General features: G+C 45.7%; 12 protein-coding genes, 4 tRNA genes and 1 rRNA gene. 16 read left to right on the plus strand and 1 reads right to left on the minus strand.

The features are described 5' to 3' along the window. Window positions 1–272 precede the first annotated feature (272 nt). The 4 genes from rrf to birA all read left to right on the plus strand — a co-directional run bounded on the left by rrf (window position 273) and on the right by birA (window position 2,811). Window positions 273–388, plus strand: a 5S ribosomal RNA gene (rrf, locus tag FS373_RS30640). Window positions 389–483: 95 nt separating this feature from the next. Beyond that, a tRNA-Asp gene (locus tag FS373_RS30645) sits at window positions 484–560 on the plus strand. Window positions 561–824: 264 nt separating this feature from the next. Further along, window positions 825–1,856, plus strand: a complete 1,032-nt coding sequence (murB, locus tag FS373_RS30650) for a UDP-N-acetylmuramate dehydrogenase (protein WP_152831459.1) — start codon at window positions 825–827, stop codon at window positions 1,854–1,856. Continuing rightward, window positions 1,849–2,811 (plus strand): bifunctional biotin--[acetyl-CoA-carboxylase] ligase/biotin operon repressor BirA, encoded by a 963-nt coding sequence (gene birA, locus FS373_RS30655; RefSeq protein WP_152831461.1) that lies wholly within the window; start codon window positions 1,849–1,851, stop codon window positions 2,809–2,811. The genes murB and birA overlap by 8 nt, the downstream gene beginning before the upstream one ends. A gap of 14 nt (window positions 2,812–2,825) precedes the next feature. Here birA and coaA read toward each other — a convergent pair whose 3' ends face one another. Further along, window positions 2,826–3,776 (minus strand): type I pantothenate kinase, encoded by a 951-nt coding sequence (gene coaA, locus FS373_RS30660; protein ID WP_144048523.1) that lies wholly within the window; start codon window positions 3,774–3,776, stop codon window positions 2,826–2,828. Window positions 3,777–4,008: 232 nt separating this feature from the next. On the opposite strand from coaA, the gene FS373_RS30665 reads away from it, so the two are divergent. From FS373_RS30665 to rpoC, 12 genes are all read left to right on the plus strand, one after another. Further along, window positions 4,009–4,084 (plus strand) — tRNA-Thr (locus FS373_RS30665). A gap of 7 nt (window positions 4,085–4,091) precedes the next feature. Then, window positions 4,092–4,176 (plus strand) — tRNA-Tyr (locus tag FS373_RS30670). A gap of 35 nt (window positions 4,177–4,211) precedes the next feature. After that, a tRNA-Gly gene (locus FS373_RS30675) sits at window positions 4,212–4,285 on the plus strand. Between the two features lie 186 nt (window positions 4,286–4,471). Beyond that, window positions 4,472–5,656 (plus strand): elongation factor Tu, encoded by a 1,185-nt coding sequence (gene tuf / locus FS373_RS30680; RefSeq protein WP_144048512.1) that lies wholly within the window; start codon window positions 4,472–4,474, stop codon window positions 5,654–5,656. A 263-nt stretch (window positions 5,657–5,919) separates the two neighbouring features. Beyond that, window positions 5,920–6,291 (plus strand): preprotein translocase subunit SecE, encoded by a 372-nt coding sequence (secE, locus tag FS373_RS30685; RefSeq protein WP_144048522.1) that lies wholly within the window; start codon window positions 5,920–5,922, stop codon window positions 6,289–6,291. Between the two features lie 9 nt (window positions 6,292–6,300). Next, the gene (nusG, locus tag FS373_RS30690; RefSeq protein WP_144048521.1) at window positions 6,301–6,852 is read left to right on the plus strand and encodes a transcription termination/antitermination protein NusG; all 552 of its coding nucleotides are present in this window, start codon (window positions 6,301–6,303) and stop codon (window positions 6,850–6,852) included. Window positions 6,853–6,977: 125 nt separating this feature from the next. Next, window positions 6,978–7,406 (plus strand): 50S ribosomal protein L11, encoded by a 429-nt coding sequence (rplK, locus tag FS373_RS30695; protein ID WP_144048520.1) that lies wholly within the window; start codon window positions 6,978–6,980, stop codon window positions 7,404–7,406. A gap of 4 nt (window positions 7,407–7,410) precedes the next feature. Continuing rightward, window positions 7,411–8,112 carry a 50S ribosomal protein L1 gene (gene rplA / locus FS373_RS30700; protein ID WP_144048519.1) on the plus strand — a complete coding sequence of 234 codons (702 nt, stop codon included), beginning with the start codon at window positions 7,411–7,413 and terminating at the stop codon, window positions 8,110–8,112. 265 nt (window positions 8,113–8,377) lie between these two features. After that, complete coding sequence (rplJ, locus tag FS373_RS30705; RefSeq protein ID WP_144049154.1) at window positions 8,378–8,878, plus strand: 50S ribosomal protein L10; 501 nt, start codon at window positions 8,378–8,380, stop codon at window positions 8,876–8,878. A gap of 46 nt (window positions 8,879–8,924) precedes the next feature. Beyond that, window positions 8,925–9,293 (plus strand): 50S ribosomal protein L7/L12, encoded by a 369-nt coding sequence (gene rplL, locus FS373_RS30710; protein WP_144048518.1) that lies wholly within the window; start codon window positions 8,925–8,927, stop codon window positions 9,291–9,293. Between the two features lie 234 nt (window positions 9,294–9,527). Then, entirely contained in the window at window positions 9,528–13,559 is a 4,032-nt protein-coding gene (rpoB, locus tag FS373_RS30715) for a DNA-directed RNA polymerase subunit beta (RefSeq protein WP_152831463.1), read from the plus strand. 80 nt (window positions 13,560–13,639) lie between these two features. Beyond that, window positions 13,640–17,866: a DNA-directed RNA polymerase subunit beta' gene (gene rpoC / locus FS373_RS30720; protein WP_322619590.1), complete on the plus strand. Its 4,227-nt coding sequence runs from the start codon at window positions 13,640–13,642 to the stop codon at window positions 17,864–17,866. Window positions 17,867–18,016 lie beyond the last annotated feature (150 nt).

The raw sequence follows: 18,016 nt of genomic DNA on the forward strand, positions 1-18,016 counted from the left end.
TAGTTAGTGTGTGTGTTACTTCATAAGCACAAAAGAATACGAACTTGATTTAAGTTGGTCATAAAATGCTCCTGCATTTATGACATACAGTACATCCGTGTACTAAACCCAATTATTTATAGCTTTCTAATTTTTATTATTTTAGTTAATTACGCAGGTAATTGTTAGGCTGACAAAGCCGTGACGAGTGAAGCGCGGAGTGTACTCCAGTACATGAGCACTAGAGCGAGGAAACAATACCGTCAGACGGATAATTAACCAGTAAGAATTAGTCTGGAAACCATAGCATTGTGGCCCCACCTGAATCCATCTCGAACTCAGAAGTGAAACGCAATCGCGCCGATGGTAGTGTGGGGTCTCCCCATGTGAGAGTAGGTCATTTCCAGGCGCCTATTTAGCTTTATTGATTAAAGCGAGTCTCCTAGCCCTGACAAGCTAGCGACGATAAAAGAATTTAGCAGAATGCTTCGGCAATTTGCTAAAGGAGCGGTAGTTCAGTTGGTTAGAATACCGGCCTGTCACGCCGGGGGTCGCGGGTTCGAGTCCCGTCCGCTCCGCCAACATTACGATAAGCCCTAACAGCAATGTTAGGGCTTTTTCGTGTTCACTTTTTGAGTGGAAACGACGAAAAATATTCAGCATTCTGCAAAAGCACTTTGTTAAAGGAGCGGTCACTCCCGACCATCCATTCCTATTGTTCGCAAGCTGATGGTATTATTTGAGTGAATTTATGTTCATAAATCGCGCTGTAATGTCGAGCCAATTCTTTCTGCTAGCTAAATACGCTACAATGCCGCTTTAATGCTCTCTAGAAGTTTCTATCTATGCCTGCAGTACCTTATTCATTAAAATCCTACAATACCTTTCAGATTGACCATAGCTGCGCAGAGTTGATCCATGCGAAATCTAAAGCTGAACTGATTTCTACTTGCCTGGAACTCTATCGAAGTGAGCAAGATTTTTTGATTCTTGGTGGGGGGAGTAATGTTGTACTGACTGATGACTACCTAGGTACTGTTGTTCGTGTGGAGACTAAGGGCATAGAGTTTTCCGAGGATGATGAATATCATTACCTCAGCGTGGCAGCTGGCGAAAATTGGCACGAGTTAGTCGAGACCACGCTTTCAAGATCTATATCAGGCCTCGAGAATTTAGCCTTGATACCCGGGACTGTTGGGGCGGCGCCAATTCAGAATATTGGTGCTTATGGTGTCGAGTTGATGCAGGTATGTGATTGGGTAGAGTATCTTGATCTCAGAACAGGTGAATTGAAACGCTTAGCAACCGATGAGTGTCATTTTAGATATAGAGATTCAATTTTTAAGGGGGAGCTTCTCACCTGTGCTGTGATTACAGCGGTTGGATTCAAGCTGCGTAAGGATTGGGAGCCGGTGATATCTTACGGTCCACTGAGGACGTTTGAGAAAGGACGTGTGACCGCTAAACAGATATTCGATTGTATCTGTAATATGAGAAATACTAAGCTTCCTAACCCCTGTGTACTGGGTAATGCTGGGAGTTTCTTTAAGAATCCATTAGTTTCAAGTGTTGTATTCGATTCCTTAGTTGAAAATCATCCGGGTATAGTAGGTTTCGCTGTAGATGAAAATTCAGTTAAATTGGCAGCTGGATGGTTAATAGACAGGGCTGGGTTAAAGGGTCTTAAGGTCGGAGGTGCGGCAGTGCATGAGCAGCAGGCTCTGGTTTTGGTTAATATGGGCCATGCAACAGGTACAGATGTCACTCGGTTGGCTAAGAAAGTCATTAGCGCGATAGTAGAGCGATATGGCATTAAATTAGCAGCAGAGCCTAGAATTATTGGTGCGAACGGTGAAAAGGAATTAGCAGATGATTGAACAGTGGGGACGTAAGAGAGAGATATTAACGGCATTAGCTGGTGCACAGTTTGTTTCCGGTGAAGAGCTAGCTAAACAAGCTGGTATATCGAGAACTGCGATTAGTAAACATATAGATTCGCTTGAAGACTATGGTGTCGAGATATTCAGTGTTAAGGGCAAGGGTTATAAGTTAGCTAATCCAGTTTCTTTGATCGATGAAGATCAATTGACCCGCTCACTTAATCACAGGTGCTTCTATTTTGATGAACTAGCGAGCACTAACGCCTTTCTGTTGAAACATGTTCACGAATTAACATCAGGTGATATCTGCATCGCAGAGTATCAGTCAGCAGGCCGAGGGCGCCGTGGCCGTAGTTGGGTTTCACCCTATGGATGTCATCTGTATTGCTCCATGTATTGGAAGTTGGAACAGGGAATGTCTCAGGCCTCGGGGCTCAGCCTGGTAGTTGCTTGCTCATTAGTTAAGGTACTGCAAAATTTTGGTATCGAAGACTTAGGGGTAAAATGGCCAAACGACATCTATTTGAATAACAAGAAGTTAGCTGGCGTTTTGATTGAGATGAGCGGACAGGCCGACAGCGAATGTCATCTGGTTGTGGGGATAGGAATCAATATTTCCATGTCTCAGTCTCAGGGAGATAAAATCGATCAAGCCTGGAGTGACCTTTCTGCCAATCCTTCTTGTCCGAGTAAAACTGAATTGGCAATAGCGCTACAAAAACAGTTACACCAAGACTTTTCTACTTTTGAACAGCTAGGGTTAACAGCCTTCTTAGCGCGCTGGCAGGAGGTCGATGTGTTCTTCGGTAAGCAAGTAAGACTCTTGATGGGTGATAACCAGATACTGGGTATCTGTAAAGGAGTAGATGAATCCGGTGCCATTCTACTTGAAACCGATGAAGGCATTAAAGCGTTTGTGGGTGGCGAAATTAGCCTTCGAAGCGCGACCTAGTGTTGCTAAATCGGCTATTTTCGTAGTAAGACCTGACTCATCAGGTGATCATTGCCTTTCTGCAAAATAAGGTGGGCACGATCTCTGGTGGGTTCAATATTCAATTTTAGATTTGGACCGTTGATGCTATCCCAGATGTTGGAGGCTATGCTAGTCGCTTCATCGTCGTCCAGTTTTGAATAGTGGTGGAAGTAAGATTTTTCATCGCTAAAGGCGCCTCCTCTAAATTGGAGAAACCTATCTACATACCACTTCTTCAGTAATGCTTCCTCAGCATCGACATAAATTGAGAAATCGACAAAGTCGGAAACGAAGGGTTGTTGTATGCCAACTGCGGCATCTTGACCCGTTTGTAGTACATTTAGCCCTTCGATAATCAGTATGTCTGGTTGTTCTATTATTTGCTGCTTGTCTATGATGCGATCATAGCTGAGGTGAGAATAGATTGGTGCCCGGACGTAGGGCTCTCCGGCTTTGATTTGAGAAATAAACTTCACCAGCATCTTCATATCATAGCTTTCTGGAAAGCCTTTGCGCTGAAGAAGGCCTCGACGTTTTAGCTCCGCCAGTGGATAAAGAAAACCATCGGTAGTGACGAGGTCGACTCTGGGGTGTTCAGGCCATTGGCTCAATAGCGCCTGGAGAATTCGAGCCGTAGTGCTCTTTCCTACGGCGACGCTACCGGCAATACTGATGATATAGGGGCGCTTAGGAGGTATCCTGCCTAAGAACTTGTTGAGAACCAGGCCACGTTTTTGCTTGGCGCCGACAATCAGGTTAAGTAGCCGACTCAAAGGAAGATAGATATCGGTGACTTCGGTCAGAGAGAGCCTCTCGTTTATGCCGCGTAGCTTCTTGAGTTCAGATTCGATTAGGGTCAAGGGGACCGATTCACGTAATTCGGCCCACTGAGATCTTTGGAATGCAAGATACAGTGCATTATGAATTGGATTTTCTGTTGGCATTGCTTATCTCCCTTTGAGGGAGGAACAGTACACTAACAGTTTAAGATGAACAATATGAAAGCCAGCTAAGATGCTCGCTGTTTGACCATTGACTAAAAGGATGTCCAAAAAAACATCTAAAGGCTGTTTTTATGGACGAAAAAACAACATTCGGCATTTTTTTTAGGTTTTTTTACAAATAGCTATTGCACTTGTGCTCACATTTCCATAATATCCGCTACCGAAATGACACGCCGGCATAGCTCAGTTGGTAGAGCAACTGACTTGTAATCAGTAGGTCCCGAGTTCGACTCTTGGTGCCGGCACCATTTCTCTGGAGGGGTTCCCGAGTGGCCAAAGGGATCAGACTGTAAATCTGACGGCTCAGCCTTCGAAGGTTCGAATCCTTCTCCCTCCACCATTTTCTAGGTAGTTAGGTAACCTGAAGTAGGTTGCGCGGATGTCGTATAATGGTATTACTCCAGCCTTCCAAGCTGATAACGCGGGTTCGATTCCCGCCATCCGCTCCAATTTTCGCTGATGTGCTCACCCTTAAGAGCACGCCCTGATAAAGGGTGAGGTTTTAAGTCACTGCCATCAGCGCCAGCCTTCTTCAAATATCCTATTCTAAATCTAATTGATTCGATGACATTTATGCATCGGATTTTTTGTTGTATGTCGGTTTCATCACCAAGATATCTGATTGGGGCAATACCATGGCTAAAGAAAAATTTGAACGCGTTAAACCCCACGTAAACGTGGGCACCATCGGTCACGTTGACCATGGTAAGACTACTCTAACTGCTGCTATCTCTGCTGTTTTGGCAAAGACTTACGGTGGTGATGTTAAAGATTTCTCACAGATCGATAACGCTCCTGAAGAGCGTGAGCGCGGTATTACAATTAATACCTCTCACATCGAATATGACACTCCAGCACGTCACTACGCACACGTAGATTGTCCTGGTCACGCCGATTATGTTAAAAACATGATCACTGGTGCTGCTCAAATGGACGGCGCGATTCTAGTAGTTGCTTCTACAGATGGCCCAATGCCACAGACTCGTGAGCACATCCTGCTTTCTCGTCAGGTTGGCGTCCCTTTCATCATCGTATTCATGAACAAATGTGACATGGTTGATGACGAAGAGCTACTTGAGCTAGTAGAAATGGAAGTTCGTGAACTTCTTTCTGAATATGACTTCCCAGGTGATGACCTTCCAGTTATCCAAGGTTCAGCACTTAAAGCCCTTGAAGGCGAAGCTGAATGGGAAGCTAAGATCCTTGAGCTTGCAGAAGCTTTGGATACTTATATCCCAGAGCCAGAGCGTGCTATCGATGGTGCATTCATTCTTCCAATCGAAGATGTATTCTCAATCTCAGGCCGTGGTACAGTTGTAACTGGTCGTGTAGAGCGCGGTATCATCAAGGTTGGTGAAGAAGTTGAAATCGTTGGTATCAAAGATACTACTCGTTCAACTTGTACTGGTGTTGAAATGTTCCGTAAGCTGCTTGACGAAGGTCGTGCAGGCGAGAACTGTGGTGTTCTTCTACGTGGTATTAAGCGTGAAGACGTTGAACGTGGTCAGGTTCTTGCTGCTCCTGGTTCAATTACTCCACACACAACTTTTGAATCAGAAATCTATGTTCTGTCAAAAGAAGAAGGCGGACGTCACACTCCATTCTTCAAAGGCTATCGTCCACAGTTCTACTTCCGTACAACAGACGTAACCGGTACTATCGAGCTTCCAGAAGGCGTAGAGATGGTAATGCCTGGTGATAACGTTCAGATGGTAGTAACACTAATCTGCCCAATCGCGATGGATGAAGGTTTACGCTTCGCTATCCGTGAAGGTGGCCGTACTGTTGGTGCTGGTGTTGTAGCTAAGATCCTTGCTTAATCGCATAGACTCTTAACTGAACATCAAAAAAAGGAAGCTTCGGCTTCCTTTTTTGTTATTTTTAATTTTACTCGGTTCAAGCTTGCTTGTATTCTTGATTACTCGTCAGAATAAGAATACAATCTATGGCCGATTTTTGACCCTTTGGGCTTACCATTAAGCACATCGAGAGTAAGCTCGGAATTAAGTGGTTAGATAGTATTTTATTAAAATGCGATCAACCTGATACCACCTTAGGTCGTAGTGAGTAACGGAATTAATCGATGACAACAAATACAGAAAGCCAGGGTAATTCTCTGGATATCGTAAAGTGGGCTCTAGTCGCTATTTTGTTGGCAACAGCTATTATCGGCAATCAGCTGTATAGTGAAGCCAGTGTATTAGTACGTGCAATTAGTGTTGTTGCAGCTTTTGCTGTAGCGGGATTTATTGCATTGCAAACAGAGAAAGGCAAGCAAGCGCTAGTCTTTGCTCGTGAAGCACAAATTGAAGTACGTAAGGTAGTTTGGCCTACGCGTCAAGAAGCGCTAAATACAACATTTATTGTATTAGCCGCGACCGGTGTTCTTGCGTTGATCCTTTGGGGTATGGACGCAGTATTGCTGAGAATTGTCAATTTTATTACAGGCGTATAGGCACTTCGAATGACTGAAGCAACTGAAGCTAAAAAAAGATGGTATGTGGTCCAGGCCTTTTCTGGTTATGAAGGGCGTGTACTTAAGACTCTGAATGAATATATTCAGATGCACAAGATGGAACACTACTTTGGTGAGATTCTCGTCCCAACTGAAGAAGTTGTCGAGATGAGAGCCGGTCAGCGTCGTAAGAGCGAGCGCAAGTTCTTCCCTGGATATGTACTAGTCCAGATGGAAATGAACGATGAGAGCTGGCACTTGGTGAAGAGCATCCCTCGTGTGATGGGTTTCATCGGCGGCACTTCGGATCGTCCTGCTCCTATTTCTGATGTTGAAGCTGATAGAATTCTACAGCGTCTACAGGAAACTACCGAGTCTCCAACACATCGCGTGATGTTTGAACCTGGTGAAGTGGTTCGCGTTACCGATGGTCCGTTTGCTGACTTTAACGGTACTGTTGAAGAAGTCGATTATGAGAAGAACCGCGTCAAGGTTTCTGTGATGATCTTCGGCCGTTCAACACCAGTCGAGCTAGACTTTAGTCAGATCGAAAAGAGCTGATTAAATTAAACACAAATTTTATTTGGAATGGGTGCGGATTTGTTATAAAATCCGCACCCATTGTTTTTCGGGGAGCTTGCTGACATCTTGTCAGTGGCGTTTGAACCCAAACTGAGGAAATACTCATGGCTAAGAAAGTTGATGGTTACATCAAACTACAAGTCGCAGCTGGTGCTGCAAATCCGTCGCCACCAGTCGGGCCTGCTCTAGGTCAGAAAGGTGTTAACATCATGGAATTCTGTAAAGCATTCAATGCTCGTACTGAAAAGTTCGAGAAAGGCATGCCAATTCCTGTTGTTATCACGGTTTATACTGACCGTTCGTTCACTTTTGAAACTAAGACACCACCTGCATCTTTCCTACTGCTTAAGGCAGCAGGTTTGAAGTCTGGTTCTGGTCGTCCTAACACTGAAAAAGTGGGAACTATCAAGCGTAGCGCTGTCCAGGAAATTGCTGAGACAAAAGCTGCTGACATGACTGGATCTGATATTGATGCGATGACTCGCACAATTGAAGGTACTGCTCGTTCAATGGGTTTGGTAGTAGAGGATTAAGAAAATGGCAAAACTAACTAAGCGCGCTCGTATCATTCGCGAGAAAGTAGAAGTAACTAAAAACTACGACATCAATGAGGCTGTTGAGCTTCTTAAAGAACTAGCGACTGCTAAGTTCGTTGAGAGTGTTGATGTTGCTGTAAACCTTGGTGTAGACCCACGTAAATCTGACCAAAACGTTCGTGGAGCAACTGTGTTGCCACACGGTACTGGTCGTGACGTTCGTGTTGCCGTGTTCACACAAGGTGCTAATGCAGAAGCTGCGCTAGCTGCTGGTGCTGAGCTAGTCGGTATGGACGAGCTTGCTGCACAAGTTAAAGCTGGTGAAATGAACTTCGACGTTGTTATTGCTTCTCCAGATGCAATGCGTGTTGTTGGTCAACTAGGTCAGATCTTAGGCCCACGTGGTCTAATGCCTAACCCTAAGACTGGCACAGTAACACCAAATGTTGCTGAAGCAGTTAAGAACGCAAAAGCTGGTCAGGTTCGTTACCGTACAGATAAGAACGGTATCATCCACACTACTATCGGTAAAGTGGACTTCGAAACTGCTAAGCTAAAGGAAAACTTGGAAGCACTTGTTGCGGCATTAGTGAAAGCTAAGCCTGCAGCTGCTAAAGGTATTTTCCTTAAGAAAATCAGCATCTCGACCACTATGGGCGCAGGTGTTGCAGTTGACCAGAGTACTCTGGAAGACGCTAAGTAATTTTACAAGGTTAGCGTATTAGTCTATAATGCGCGCACCTTGTGGGTTGAGGTCTATAATTTAGCCATTTAGATGGTCAAATCTTAGACTTCCGTCCAAGACCGTAGGTGTCGGCTTAATGGCTGACTTAATTTCCTACGTAGACGGTGTCGAACCCCAGAAAGATTTTGTTCTGCTGGATAAGCACCGTAAATCACTAGTCATATTTATGATTAGTATGGTAATTGCTAGGGAATTCCCTAGATTTAATCCAGGAGTAAAGCCAATGGCATTAGGACTCGAAGACAAAAAAGCGATTGTTGCTGAAGTCAACGAAGCTGCCAAAGGTGCTTTATCTGCAGTTGTAGCCGATTCACGCGGTGTAACTGTAGGTGATATGACCGGTCTGCGTAGAGCAGCTCGCGAAGCTGGTGTATTCGTTAAAGTTGTACGTAATACATTAGCTAAACGCGCAGTTGTAGGTACTGATTTTGAGTGCCTTAGCGATACGTTTACCGGTCCTACTTTGATTGCCTTCTCTAACGAGCACCCAGGTGCAGCCGCGCGTCTTCTTAAAGACTTCGCTGGTGAGCAAGAGATGTTTGAAATCAAAGCAGCAGCCTTTGAAGGGGAGTTAATCCCTGCAGCCGATATAGATCGCTTAGCGAAACTGCCAACATTCGACGAAGCAATTGCTCAGTTGATGATGACAATGAAAGAAGCATCTGCTGGCAAGCTAGTTCGTACACTGGCCGCCCTTCGCGATCAAAAAGAAGAAGCAGCTTAAGTTTATACTTAGCCGCTTAAATTCAGAACAATAGGAATTTTTTGTTATGTCTATCACTAAAGACGATATCTTAAACGCTGTTGCAGAAATGTCTGTAATGGAAGTTGTTGAACTAATCGAGTCAATGGAAGAGAAGTTCGGCGTATCTGCAGCTGCTGCAGTTGTTGCTGGCGGAGCTGCTGAAGGCGGCGCTGCTGCTGAGCAGACTGAATTTGACGTTATGATGACTTCGTTCGGTGAGAACAAGGTTAAAGTAATTAAAGCTCTTCGTAGCGCTACAGGTCTTGGCCTGAAAGAAGCTAAAGCTATGGCTGAAGCATCTCCAGTAGCTGTTAAAGAAGCTATTTCTAAAGAAGAAGCTGAAGCACTTAAGACTCTTCTTGAAGAAGCTGGTGCTTCTGTAGAGATCAAGTAAGTTATAATTTAACTTACTCCGCCCGAGTCATCGGGTGAAGGCTGGCGGTTTTTTAACCGTCGGCCTTTTTTGCGCTGTAAGCGTAGGCGATTTTTTTTTCACCGTTTGTCGCCAGATCATGCAGTTCCTAACAGAGATTACTGGTTAGGTTCTTGCCATCAACGGTGATGGGCAAACGCGCTGTTTCAATTTTTTGAATCAGTCTTGGTCACATCTCGAAATCAGAGGAAACCCATGGTTTACTCCTATTCTGAAAAGAAGCGTATTCGTAAAGATTTTGGTAAACGTCCAAAAGTTTTGGATATCCCTTACCTACTCTCAATACAGTTGGACTCATTTAAGAAGTTCACTGATCAAGATCCTACTGGTGAACGTGGCTTTGAAGCCGCTTTCCGTAGCGTTTTTCCCATCAAGAGCTTTTCTGGTAACTCAGAGCTGCAGTATGTCAGCTATAAGTTAGGTGAGCCTGTTTTTGATGTGAAAGAGTGTCAGATCCGCGGTATTACATACGCAGCACCACTGCGCGTTAAATTGCGTATGGTCTTGTATGATCGTGAAGCTGCCCCCGGCACAGTCAAAGACATTAAAGAACAAGAAGTCTACATGGGGGATATCCCTCTAATGACTGACAACGGTACTTTTGTTATCAATGGTACTGAGCGTGTTATCGTATCTCAGTTACACCGTTCACCCGGTGTGTTCTTCGATCATGACCGTGGCAAGACCCACTCTTCAGGTAAAGTGTTATATAACGCACGTATCATTCCTTACCGTGGTTCTTGGTTAGATTTTGAATTCGATCCAAAAGATGCACTTTTCGTACGTATCGATCGCCGTCGTAAACTTCCGGCGTCTATCATGTTGCGTGCATTAGATTATTCGACTCAGGATATTCTGGATCTGTTCTTTGATCGTGTAAACTTCAAGATCAAGAAAGATTCATTAGTGATGGATCTTGTTGCAGAGCGTCTTCGCGGCGAGACTGCAAGTTACGACATTAAAGATGCAGACGGCAGTATCTTAGTTGAGAAGGGACGCCGCATTACTGCACGTCACATTCGTCAGCTAGAGAAGTCAAAGACTACTGAGTTAGAAGTACCGGTAGATTATATCGCGGGTAAGATTGCGGGTCAGGACTACATAGATCCGGACACAGGTGAAGTATTGGTTTCTGCCAATGCAGAGATCACCCTGGAAGATCTTGCCAAGCTTTCGTTGGCTGGCATCAAAGAGATAAGCACTCTATATATCAACGACCTTGATAACGGTGCTTATATGTCAGATACCCTACGTATTGACTCTACAACTAACCGCCTCGAGGCGCTGGTTGAGATCTATCGTATGATGCGTCCTGGCGAGCCACCAACTAAAGATGCGGCCGAAGGCCTATTCCAGAACTTGTTCTTCAGTGAAGAGCGTTATGACCTGTCTAAAGTCGGTCGTATGAAGTTCAACCGTCGTCTAAGCATCGGCGAAGACGAAGGTTCAGGTATCCTATCTAAGGAAGACATCGTTGCGGTAATGAAGAACATCATTACTATTCGTAACGGTGGCGATGAGGTCGATGATATCGATCACTTGGGTAACCGTCGTATCCGTAGCGTTGGCGAAATGGCTGAGAACCAGTTCCGTGTTGGTCTAGTTCGTGTAGAACGTGCCGTACGTGAACGTTTAAGCCTTGGTGATCTTAATGAGCTAATGCCTCAAGATCTTATCAATGCTAAGCCAATCTCTGCCGCAGTTAAAGAGTTCTTCGGTTCTTCCCAGCTGTCTCAGTTTATGGATCAGAACAACCCACTTTCAGAAGTGACTCACAAGCGCCGTATTTCGGCTCTTGGTCCAGGTGGTTTGACTCGTGAACGTGCCGGCTTCGAAGTTCGAGATGTACACCCGACTCACTACGGTCGTTTGTGTCCAATCGAAACTCCGGAAGGCCCGAACATTGGTCTGATCAACTCGTTAGCCAGTTTCGCGCGTACTAACTCATACGGTTTCCTCGAAACACCTTACCGCAAGGTAGAAGAAGGTGTGGTTACCGATCAGATAGATTATCTGTCGGCAATCGAAGAAGGTCGTTATGTTATCGCTCAGGCGAACATAGATATAGATAAGAGCGGACGTCTACTCGAAGAGCTGGTTGCTTGTCGTCATAAGGGTGATTCAACCTTTATGCGTGCTACCGATATCCAGTATATGGATGTATCACCGCAGCAGATTATCTCTGTAGCAGCCTCACTGATTCCGTTCCTGGAACACGATGATGCTAACCGTGCCTTGATGGGCGCGAACATGCAACGTCAAGCAGTACCAACACTAAGAGCCGATAAGCCATTAGTAGGTACTGGTATCGAGCGTATTATTGCGGTCGATTCAGGCGTTGTGGTTTCTGCTAAACGTGGTGGTAGTGTCGATTATGTCGATGCCAGCCGTATCGTGGTCAAAGTTAACGAATCTGAGCTACGCCCAGGCGAAGCCGGTATCGATATCTATAACCTGACTAAGTACACACGTTCTAACCAGAACACCTGTATTAACCAACGTCCTTGTTGTTCTGTTGGTGATCCTGTGGTTCGTGGTGATGTATTGGCCGATGGTCCTTCAACGGATCTGGGTGATCTGGCTCTTGGTCAGAACATGCGTATCGCGTTTATGCCTTGGAACGGTTACAACTTCGAGGATTCAATCCTCATCTCTGAGCGTGTAGCTCAGGAAGATCGCTTCACCACTATCCACATTCAGGAGCTTTCTTGTATCGCTCGTGATACTAAGTTGGGTAGTGAAGAGATCACTGCTGATATTCCAAACGTGGGTGAGTCTGCGCTTTCTAAGCTGGACGAATCAGGTATCGTTTATATCGGTGCCGAAGTTAAGGGTGGCGACATCCTGGTTGGTAAGGTGACACCTAAGGGTGAAACTCAGCTGACTCCAGAAGAGAAACTCCTCCGAGCTATTTTCGGTGAGAAGGCCTCTGACGTTAAAGACAGCTCGCTACGTGTACCTAACTCAGTGAAAGGTACTATCATCGACGTCCAGGTGTTTACCCGTGACGGCGTTGAGAAAGACAAGCGTGCGGTTGAAATCGAAGAGATGCATATCGCTCAGGCTAAGAAAGATCTGACCGAAGAGTTCAAAATCCTCGAAGAGGGTGTTTATGGACGTGCACGTAAGCTGCTATTGAATGCAGGCTTCGATCAGGCGCAACTCGATGCTATTCCTCGTTCTCAGTTGCTGGTTCAGACAATTGAAGATGAAGCTAAGCAGACCGAACTTGAGCAGCTTGCCGAGCAGCATGACGAATTGAAAGCCGACTTCGATAAGAAGTTTGAGATCAAGCGTCGTAAAATCACCCAAGGTGATGACTTAGCACCTGGCGTACTTAAGATAGTTAAGGTTTACCTTGCTGTTAAACGTACTATCCAGCCTGGTGATAAGATGGCGGGTCGTCATGGTAACAAGGGTGTTATCTCTAAGATTAACCCTGTTGAAGACATGCCTTACGATGAGAATGGTAACCCAATCGACATCGTATTGAACCCGCTCGGTGTACCATCTCGTATGAACATCGGTCAGATCTTAGAGGTTCACATGGGCGCTGCAGCTAAAGGTATCGGTGATCAGATCACCGCAATGCTTGAAGAGCAGCGTCAATTAGCCGAAATTCGCGCTTATATCAAAGAAGTTTATGAGTTAGGTGACGAGGTGCAGCAGCGCGTCGATATCGATTCGTTTACCGATGATGAAGTATTGCGTCTGGCTAAGAACCTTAAGGGTGGTATTCCGATTGCGACTCCAGCATTCGATGGTGCGAAAGAGAAAGAGATCAAGGAAATGCTTGCACTTGCTAAGCTTCCTACCTCTGGTCAACGTACCTTGTATGATGGTCGTACCGGTAATGAGTTTGAGCGTCAGGTAACCGTAGGTTACATGTATATGCTCAAGCTTAACCACTTGGTTGACGACAAGATGCATGCTCGTTCTACGGGTTCGTACAGTCTTGTTACTCAACAGCCATTGGGTGGTAAAGCTCAGTTTGGTGGTCAGCGTTTCGGAGAGATGGAAGTATGGGCACTAGAAGCATACGGTGCTGCATATACTCTTCAAGAGATGCTAACCGTTAAGTCTGATGATGTTAACGGTCGTACTCAGATGTATAAGAACATCGTCGACGGTAATCACCAGATGCAACCAGGCATGCCAGAGTCATTCAACGTACTGTTGAAGGAAATCCGTTCACTCGGTATTAATATCGAGTTGGATCAAGACTAAAATTAGCTTAGGTTAATTTGGCAATAAATTGGTGTCCTGCATTAGCGGGGCACTCGGTTTAACTCCTTCAGGAGAGAAACGTGAAAGACTTATTAAAGTTTCTGAAACAGCAAAGCAAGACCGAAGAATTTAACGGTATCAAGATCGGACTAGCGTCGCCAGATCTGATCCGCTCTTGGTCATTTGGTGAAGTTAAGAAGCCAGAAACCATTAACTACCGTACCTTCAAGCCGGAGCGTGAAGGCTTGTTCTGTGCGCGTATTTTTGGTCCAGTAAAAGATTATGAGTGTTTATGTGGTAAATATAAGCGCTTAAAGCACCGTGGTGTGATCTGTGAAAAGTGTGGCGTTGAAGTTACACAGACTAAAGTACGTCGTGAGCGTATGGGTCACATAGATCTAGCCAGCCCAGTAGCACATATCTGGTTCCTTAAATCACTGCCGTCTCGTATCGGTTTGATGCTGGATATGACTCTGCGTGACATCGAACGTGTGCTTTACTTCGAATCATTTGTTGTGATCGAGCCTGGCATGACCAGTCTTGAGCGCGGACAGATGCTAACCGAAGAGAACTACCTCGACGCGTTAGAAGAGTACGGTGACGAATTCGAAGCTAAGATGGGTGCCGAAGCAGTTCTGGAATTGCTACGTGCTATCGAGCTTGAGAAAGAAATTGAGATGATGCGTGAAGAATTGCCATCAATCAATTCTGAGACTCGTCGCAAGAAGATGACTAAGCGTCTTAAGCTTATTGAGGCTTTCTTCCAATCGGGTAACAAGCCTGAGTGGATGATCCTTAAAGTGCTACCGGTTCTGCCACCTGATCTACGCCCTCTGGTTCCACTAGATGGTGGACGTTTCGCTACGTCTGATCTTAACGACCTTTATCGTCGTGTGATCAACCGTAACAACCGTCTTAAGCGTCTGTTAGATCTAGCTGCACCAGACATCATAGTACGCAACGAAAAGCGTATGTTGCAAGAGTCTGTGGATGCGCTACTGGATAACGGTCGTCGTGGTCGTGCTATTACAGGTTCTAACAAGCGTCCGCTTAAATCTTTGGCCGATATGATCAAAGGTAAGCAAGGTCGTTTCCGTCAGAACTTGCTAGGTAAGCGTGTTGATTACTCTGGTCGTTCGGTGATTACCGTAGGTCCAACGCTTCGCCTGCATCAGTGTGGTCTTCCTAAGAAGATGGCACTCGAGCTATTTAAGCCTTTCATCTATGGCAAGCTTGAAGGTCGTGGTCTAGCGACAACGATTAAAGCAGCTAAGAAGATGGTTGAACGTGAAGTTGCCGAAGTATGGGATGTATTGGACGAAGTCATTCGTGAACATCCGGTCATGCTTAACCGTGCACCCACACTTCACCGTCTAGGTATTCAGGCATTTGAGCCGGTACTGATTGAAGGTAAAGCGATTCAGCTTCACCCACTCGTATGTGCGGCGTACAACGCCGATTTCGATGGTGACCAAATGGCTGTTCACGTGCCACTGACGCTTGAAGCTCAGTTAGAAGCACGTTCGTTAATGATGTCTACTAACAACATTCTATCGCCAGCAAACGGCGAGCCGGTTATCACACCGTCACAGGATGTTGTATTGGGTCTGTACTACGCCAGCCGTAAGTGTGTTAACGGCAAAGGTGAAGGCATGGTGTTCGAATCCATCGATGAAGTTGAAAAAGCTTATCGTACTGGTTTCGCCGCTATTCATGCTCAAATCAAAGTGCGTATTACCGAGACTCATATTGCCGAAAATGGCGAGCGTACCGAGGCACGTCGTATCGTAGATACTACTGTGGGTCGTTCACTACTTTCTCGCATCTTACCGAAAGGCTTGTCTTTCGATCTGGTTAACCAGAATATGGGTAAGAAGCAGATAGGTAAACTACTGAACACTTGTTATCGTCAATTAGGTCTTAAAGATACCGTTATCTTCGCCGACCAATTGATGTATGCCGGTTTCCACTATGCAACAGTATCGGGTGCTTCTGTAGGCATCGATGATATGGTTATTCCAGCTGCTAAGTACACCTTAGTTGCGGACGCCGAAGCTGAAGTGCTTGAGATTCAAGAGCAGTTCCAGTCGGGTCTTGTTACCGCAGGTGAGCGTTACAACAAGGTCATCGATATCTGGGCCAGTGCCAACGAGAAGATCTCTAAAGCCATGATGGATAACCTGTCGACAGAGACAGTGATTAACCGTGACGGTGAAGAGGAAGAGCAAGAGTCATTTAATAGCATCTATATGATGGCTGACTCGGGCGCTCGTGGTAGTGCTGCACAGATTCGCCAGTTAGCTGGTATGCGTGGTTTGATGGCTAAGCCAGATGGCTCAATCATCGAAACCCCGATTGTGGCTAACTTCCGTGAAGGTTTGAACGTATCTCAGTACTTCATCTCGACTCACGGTGCGCGTAAGGGTCTAGCCGATACCGCATTGAAGACAGCTAACTCTGGTTACCTGACTCGTCGTCTGGTTGATGTTGCCCAAGATCTCGTCGTTATCGAAGATGATTGTGGCACATTCGAAGGTCTGACAATGAAGCCGCTTATCGAAGGTGGTGATGTTGTTGAGCCGCTACGTGAGCGTGTACTTGGTCGTGTGGTTGCTCTCGATGTGTTCTATCCTGGTTCAGAGAAGGTTCTTGCTCCTCGTAACACTCTGCTCGATGAAGCCTGGTGTGACGCCTTGGAAGAGAACTCAATCGATGAAGTTATCGTTCGTTCTGTAATTAGCTGTAATACCGATTTCGGTGTTTGTAAAGCCTGTTATGGTCGTGATTTGGCTCGTGGTCATATCATCAACCAAGGTGAAGCTATTGGTGTTGTTGCTGCTCAGTCAATTGGTGAGCCAGGAACACAGCTAACGATGCGTACCTTCCACATTGGTGGTGCGGCTTCTCGAGCTTCTGCTGAAAACAACATTCAGGTTAAGAACACTGGTACAGTTAAGCTACATAACGCTAAACATGTCACGAACAGTGAAGGCAAGTTAGTTATCGTTTCTCGTTCATCTGAGATCGCGATTATCGATGAGCTTGGTCGTGAGAAAGAGCGTTATAAGGTTCCTTACGGTACGATTCTGGAGAAACTAGAAGAAGCGACTGTAGCAGCTGGCGAAATCATCGCTAACTGGGATCCCCATACTCACCCAATTATCTCTGAGGTTGCGGGTACCATTAAGTTCGTCGATATGATTGAAGGTGTCACCATGACACGTCAAACAGATGATCTTACGGGTCTATCTTCAATCGTGGTTATGGAAGTAGGTCAACGTCCAACAGCTGGTAAAGAGATGCGTCCTTCGATTCGTCTTCTGGATGCTAGCGGTGAAGACTTGAAGATTCCGGGTACAGAAGTACCTGCACAATACTTCTTGCCTGGTAAAGCGATTGTCAACCAGGACGATAACGCCGCGATTAATGTCGGTGATGCGTTAGCGCGTATCCCACAGGAGTCATCTAAGACTCGTGATATTACCGGTGGTCTACCTCGCGTTGCCGACTTGTTCGAAGCGCGTAAGCCGAAAGAGCCGGCAATTCTTGCCGAGTACTCAGGTACTATCTCGTTTGGTAAAGAGACTAAAGGTAAGCGTCGTCTGTTGATCACGCCTGCCGATGGTGGCAAGCCTTACGAAGAGATGATCCCTAAGTGGCGTAACCTTAACGTGTTCGAAGGTGAAAAAGTCGAACGTGGTGAAGTTATTGCCGATGGTGCCGAGGCCGCTCATGATATTCTACGTCTTCGTGGTATTCATAAAGTGGCTAACTATATCGTTAATGAAGTTCAAGACGTTTACCGTCTACAGGGCGTAAAGATTAACGATAAGCACATCGAAGTGATTATCCGTCAGATGCTACGTAAGTGTTTGATCACAGATGCAGGCGACAGTAAGTTCCTTGCTGGTGAGCAAGCTGAAGTGGCCCGCGTCAAGATCGCTAACCGTGAGCTTGAAGCTCAGGGTAAGAAGCCTGCGACCTTCGACCGTGAGCTGTTGGGTATCACCAAGGCATCGCTTGCAACAGAGTCGTTTATCTCTGCTGCATCGTTCCAGGAAACTACCCGCGTACTTACGGAAGCTGCTGTAGGCGGTAAGAGCGATAAACTACGCGGTCTGAAAGAGAACGTGATAGTGGGTCGCTTGATCCCTGCTGGTACCGGTTATGCTTACCATCAGAAGCGTAATGCTGCATTAGCGGCTAAAGCATCGGGTAAGACGTCTGAACAGCCATCCGCAATTACTGCAAGTGAAGCTGAGCAAAACTTAGCTGACCTGCTAAATCTTGCCGGAAGTTCTGATTAAATCGGGCTGAAAAGTAAATAAATTGTAAAAAAGGCGCCTTTGGCGCCTTTTTTTTACTTTATATTGGTTAAAAGTTGTCTATTTCTTGACAGAATGCCATTACCTTTCTAAAATTTCGCGTCCCACACCTGTGGGATATAGATTTTTCAC

This window comes from Shewanella sp. YLB-07 (genome assembly GCF_009377275.1).

Coding starts and splice junctions, on each gene's coding strand:
- murB (WP_152831459.1), top strand. CDS start 825: ATGCCTGCAGTACCTTATTCATTAAAATCCTACAATACCTTTCAGATT.
- birA (WP_152831461.1), top strand. CDS start 1,849: ATGATTGAACAGTGGGGACGTAAGAGAGAGATATTAACGGCATTAGCT.
- coaA (WP_144048523.1), bottom strand. CDS start 3,776: ATGCCAACAGAAAATCCAATTCATAATGCACTGTATCTTGCATTCCAA.
- tuf (WP_144048512.1), top strand. CDS start 4,472: ATGGCTAAAGAAAAATTTGAACGCGTTAAACCCCACGTAAACGTGGGC.
- secE (WP_144048522.1), top strand. CDS start 5,920: ATGACAACAAATACAGAAAGCCAGGGTAATTCTCTGGATATCGTAAAG.
- nusG (WP_144048521.1), top strand. CDS start 6,301: ATGACTGAAGCAACTGAAGCTAAAAAAAGATGGTATGTGGTCCAGGCC.
- rplK (WP_144048520.1), top strand. CDS start 6,978: ATGGCTAAGAAAGTTGATGGTTACATCAAACTACAAGTCGCAGCTGGT.
- rplA (WP_144048519.1), top strand. CDS start 7,411: ATGGCAAAACTAACTAAGCGCGCTCGTATCATTCGCGAGAAAGTAGAA.
- rplJ (WP_144049154.1), top strand. CDS start 8,378: ATGGCATTAGGACTCGAAGACAAAAAAGCGATTGTTGCTGAAGTCAAC.
- rplL (WP_144048518.1), top strand. CDS start 8,925: ATGTCTATCACTAAAGACGATATCTTAAACGCTGTTGCAGAAATGTCT.
- rpoB (WP_152831463.1), top strand. CDS start 9,528: ATGGTTTACTCCTATTCTGAAAAGAAGCGTATTCGTAAAGATTTTGGT.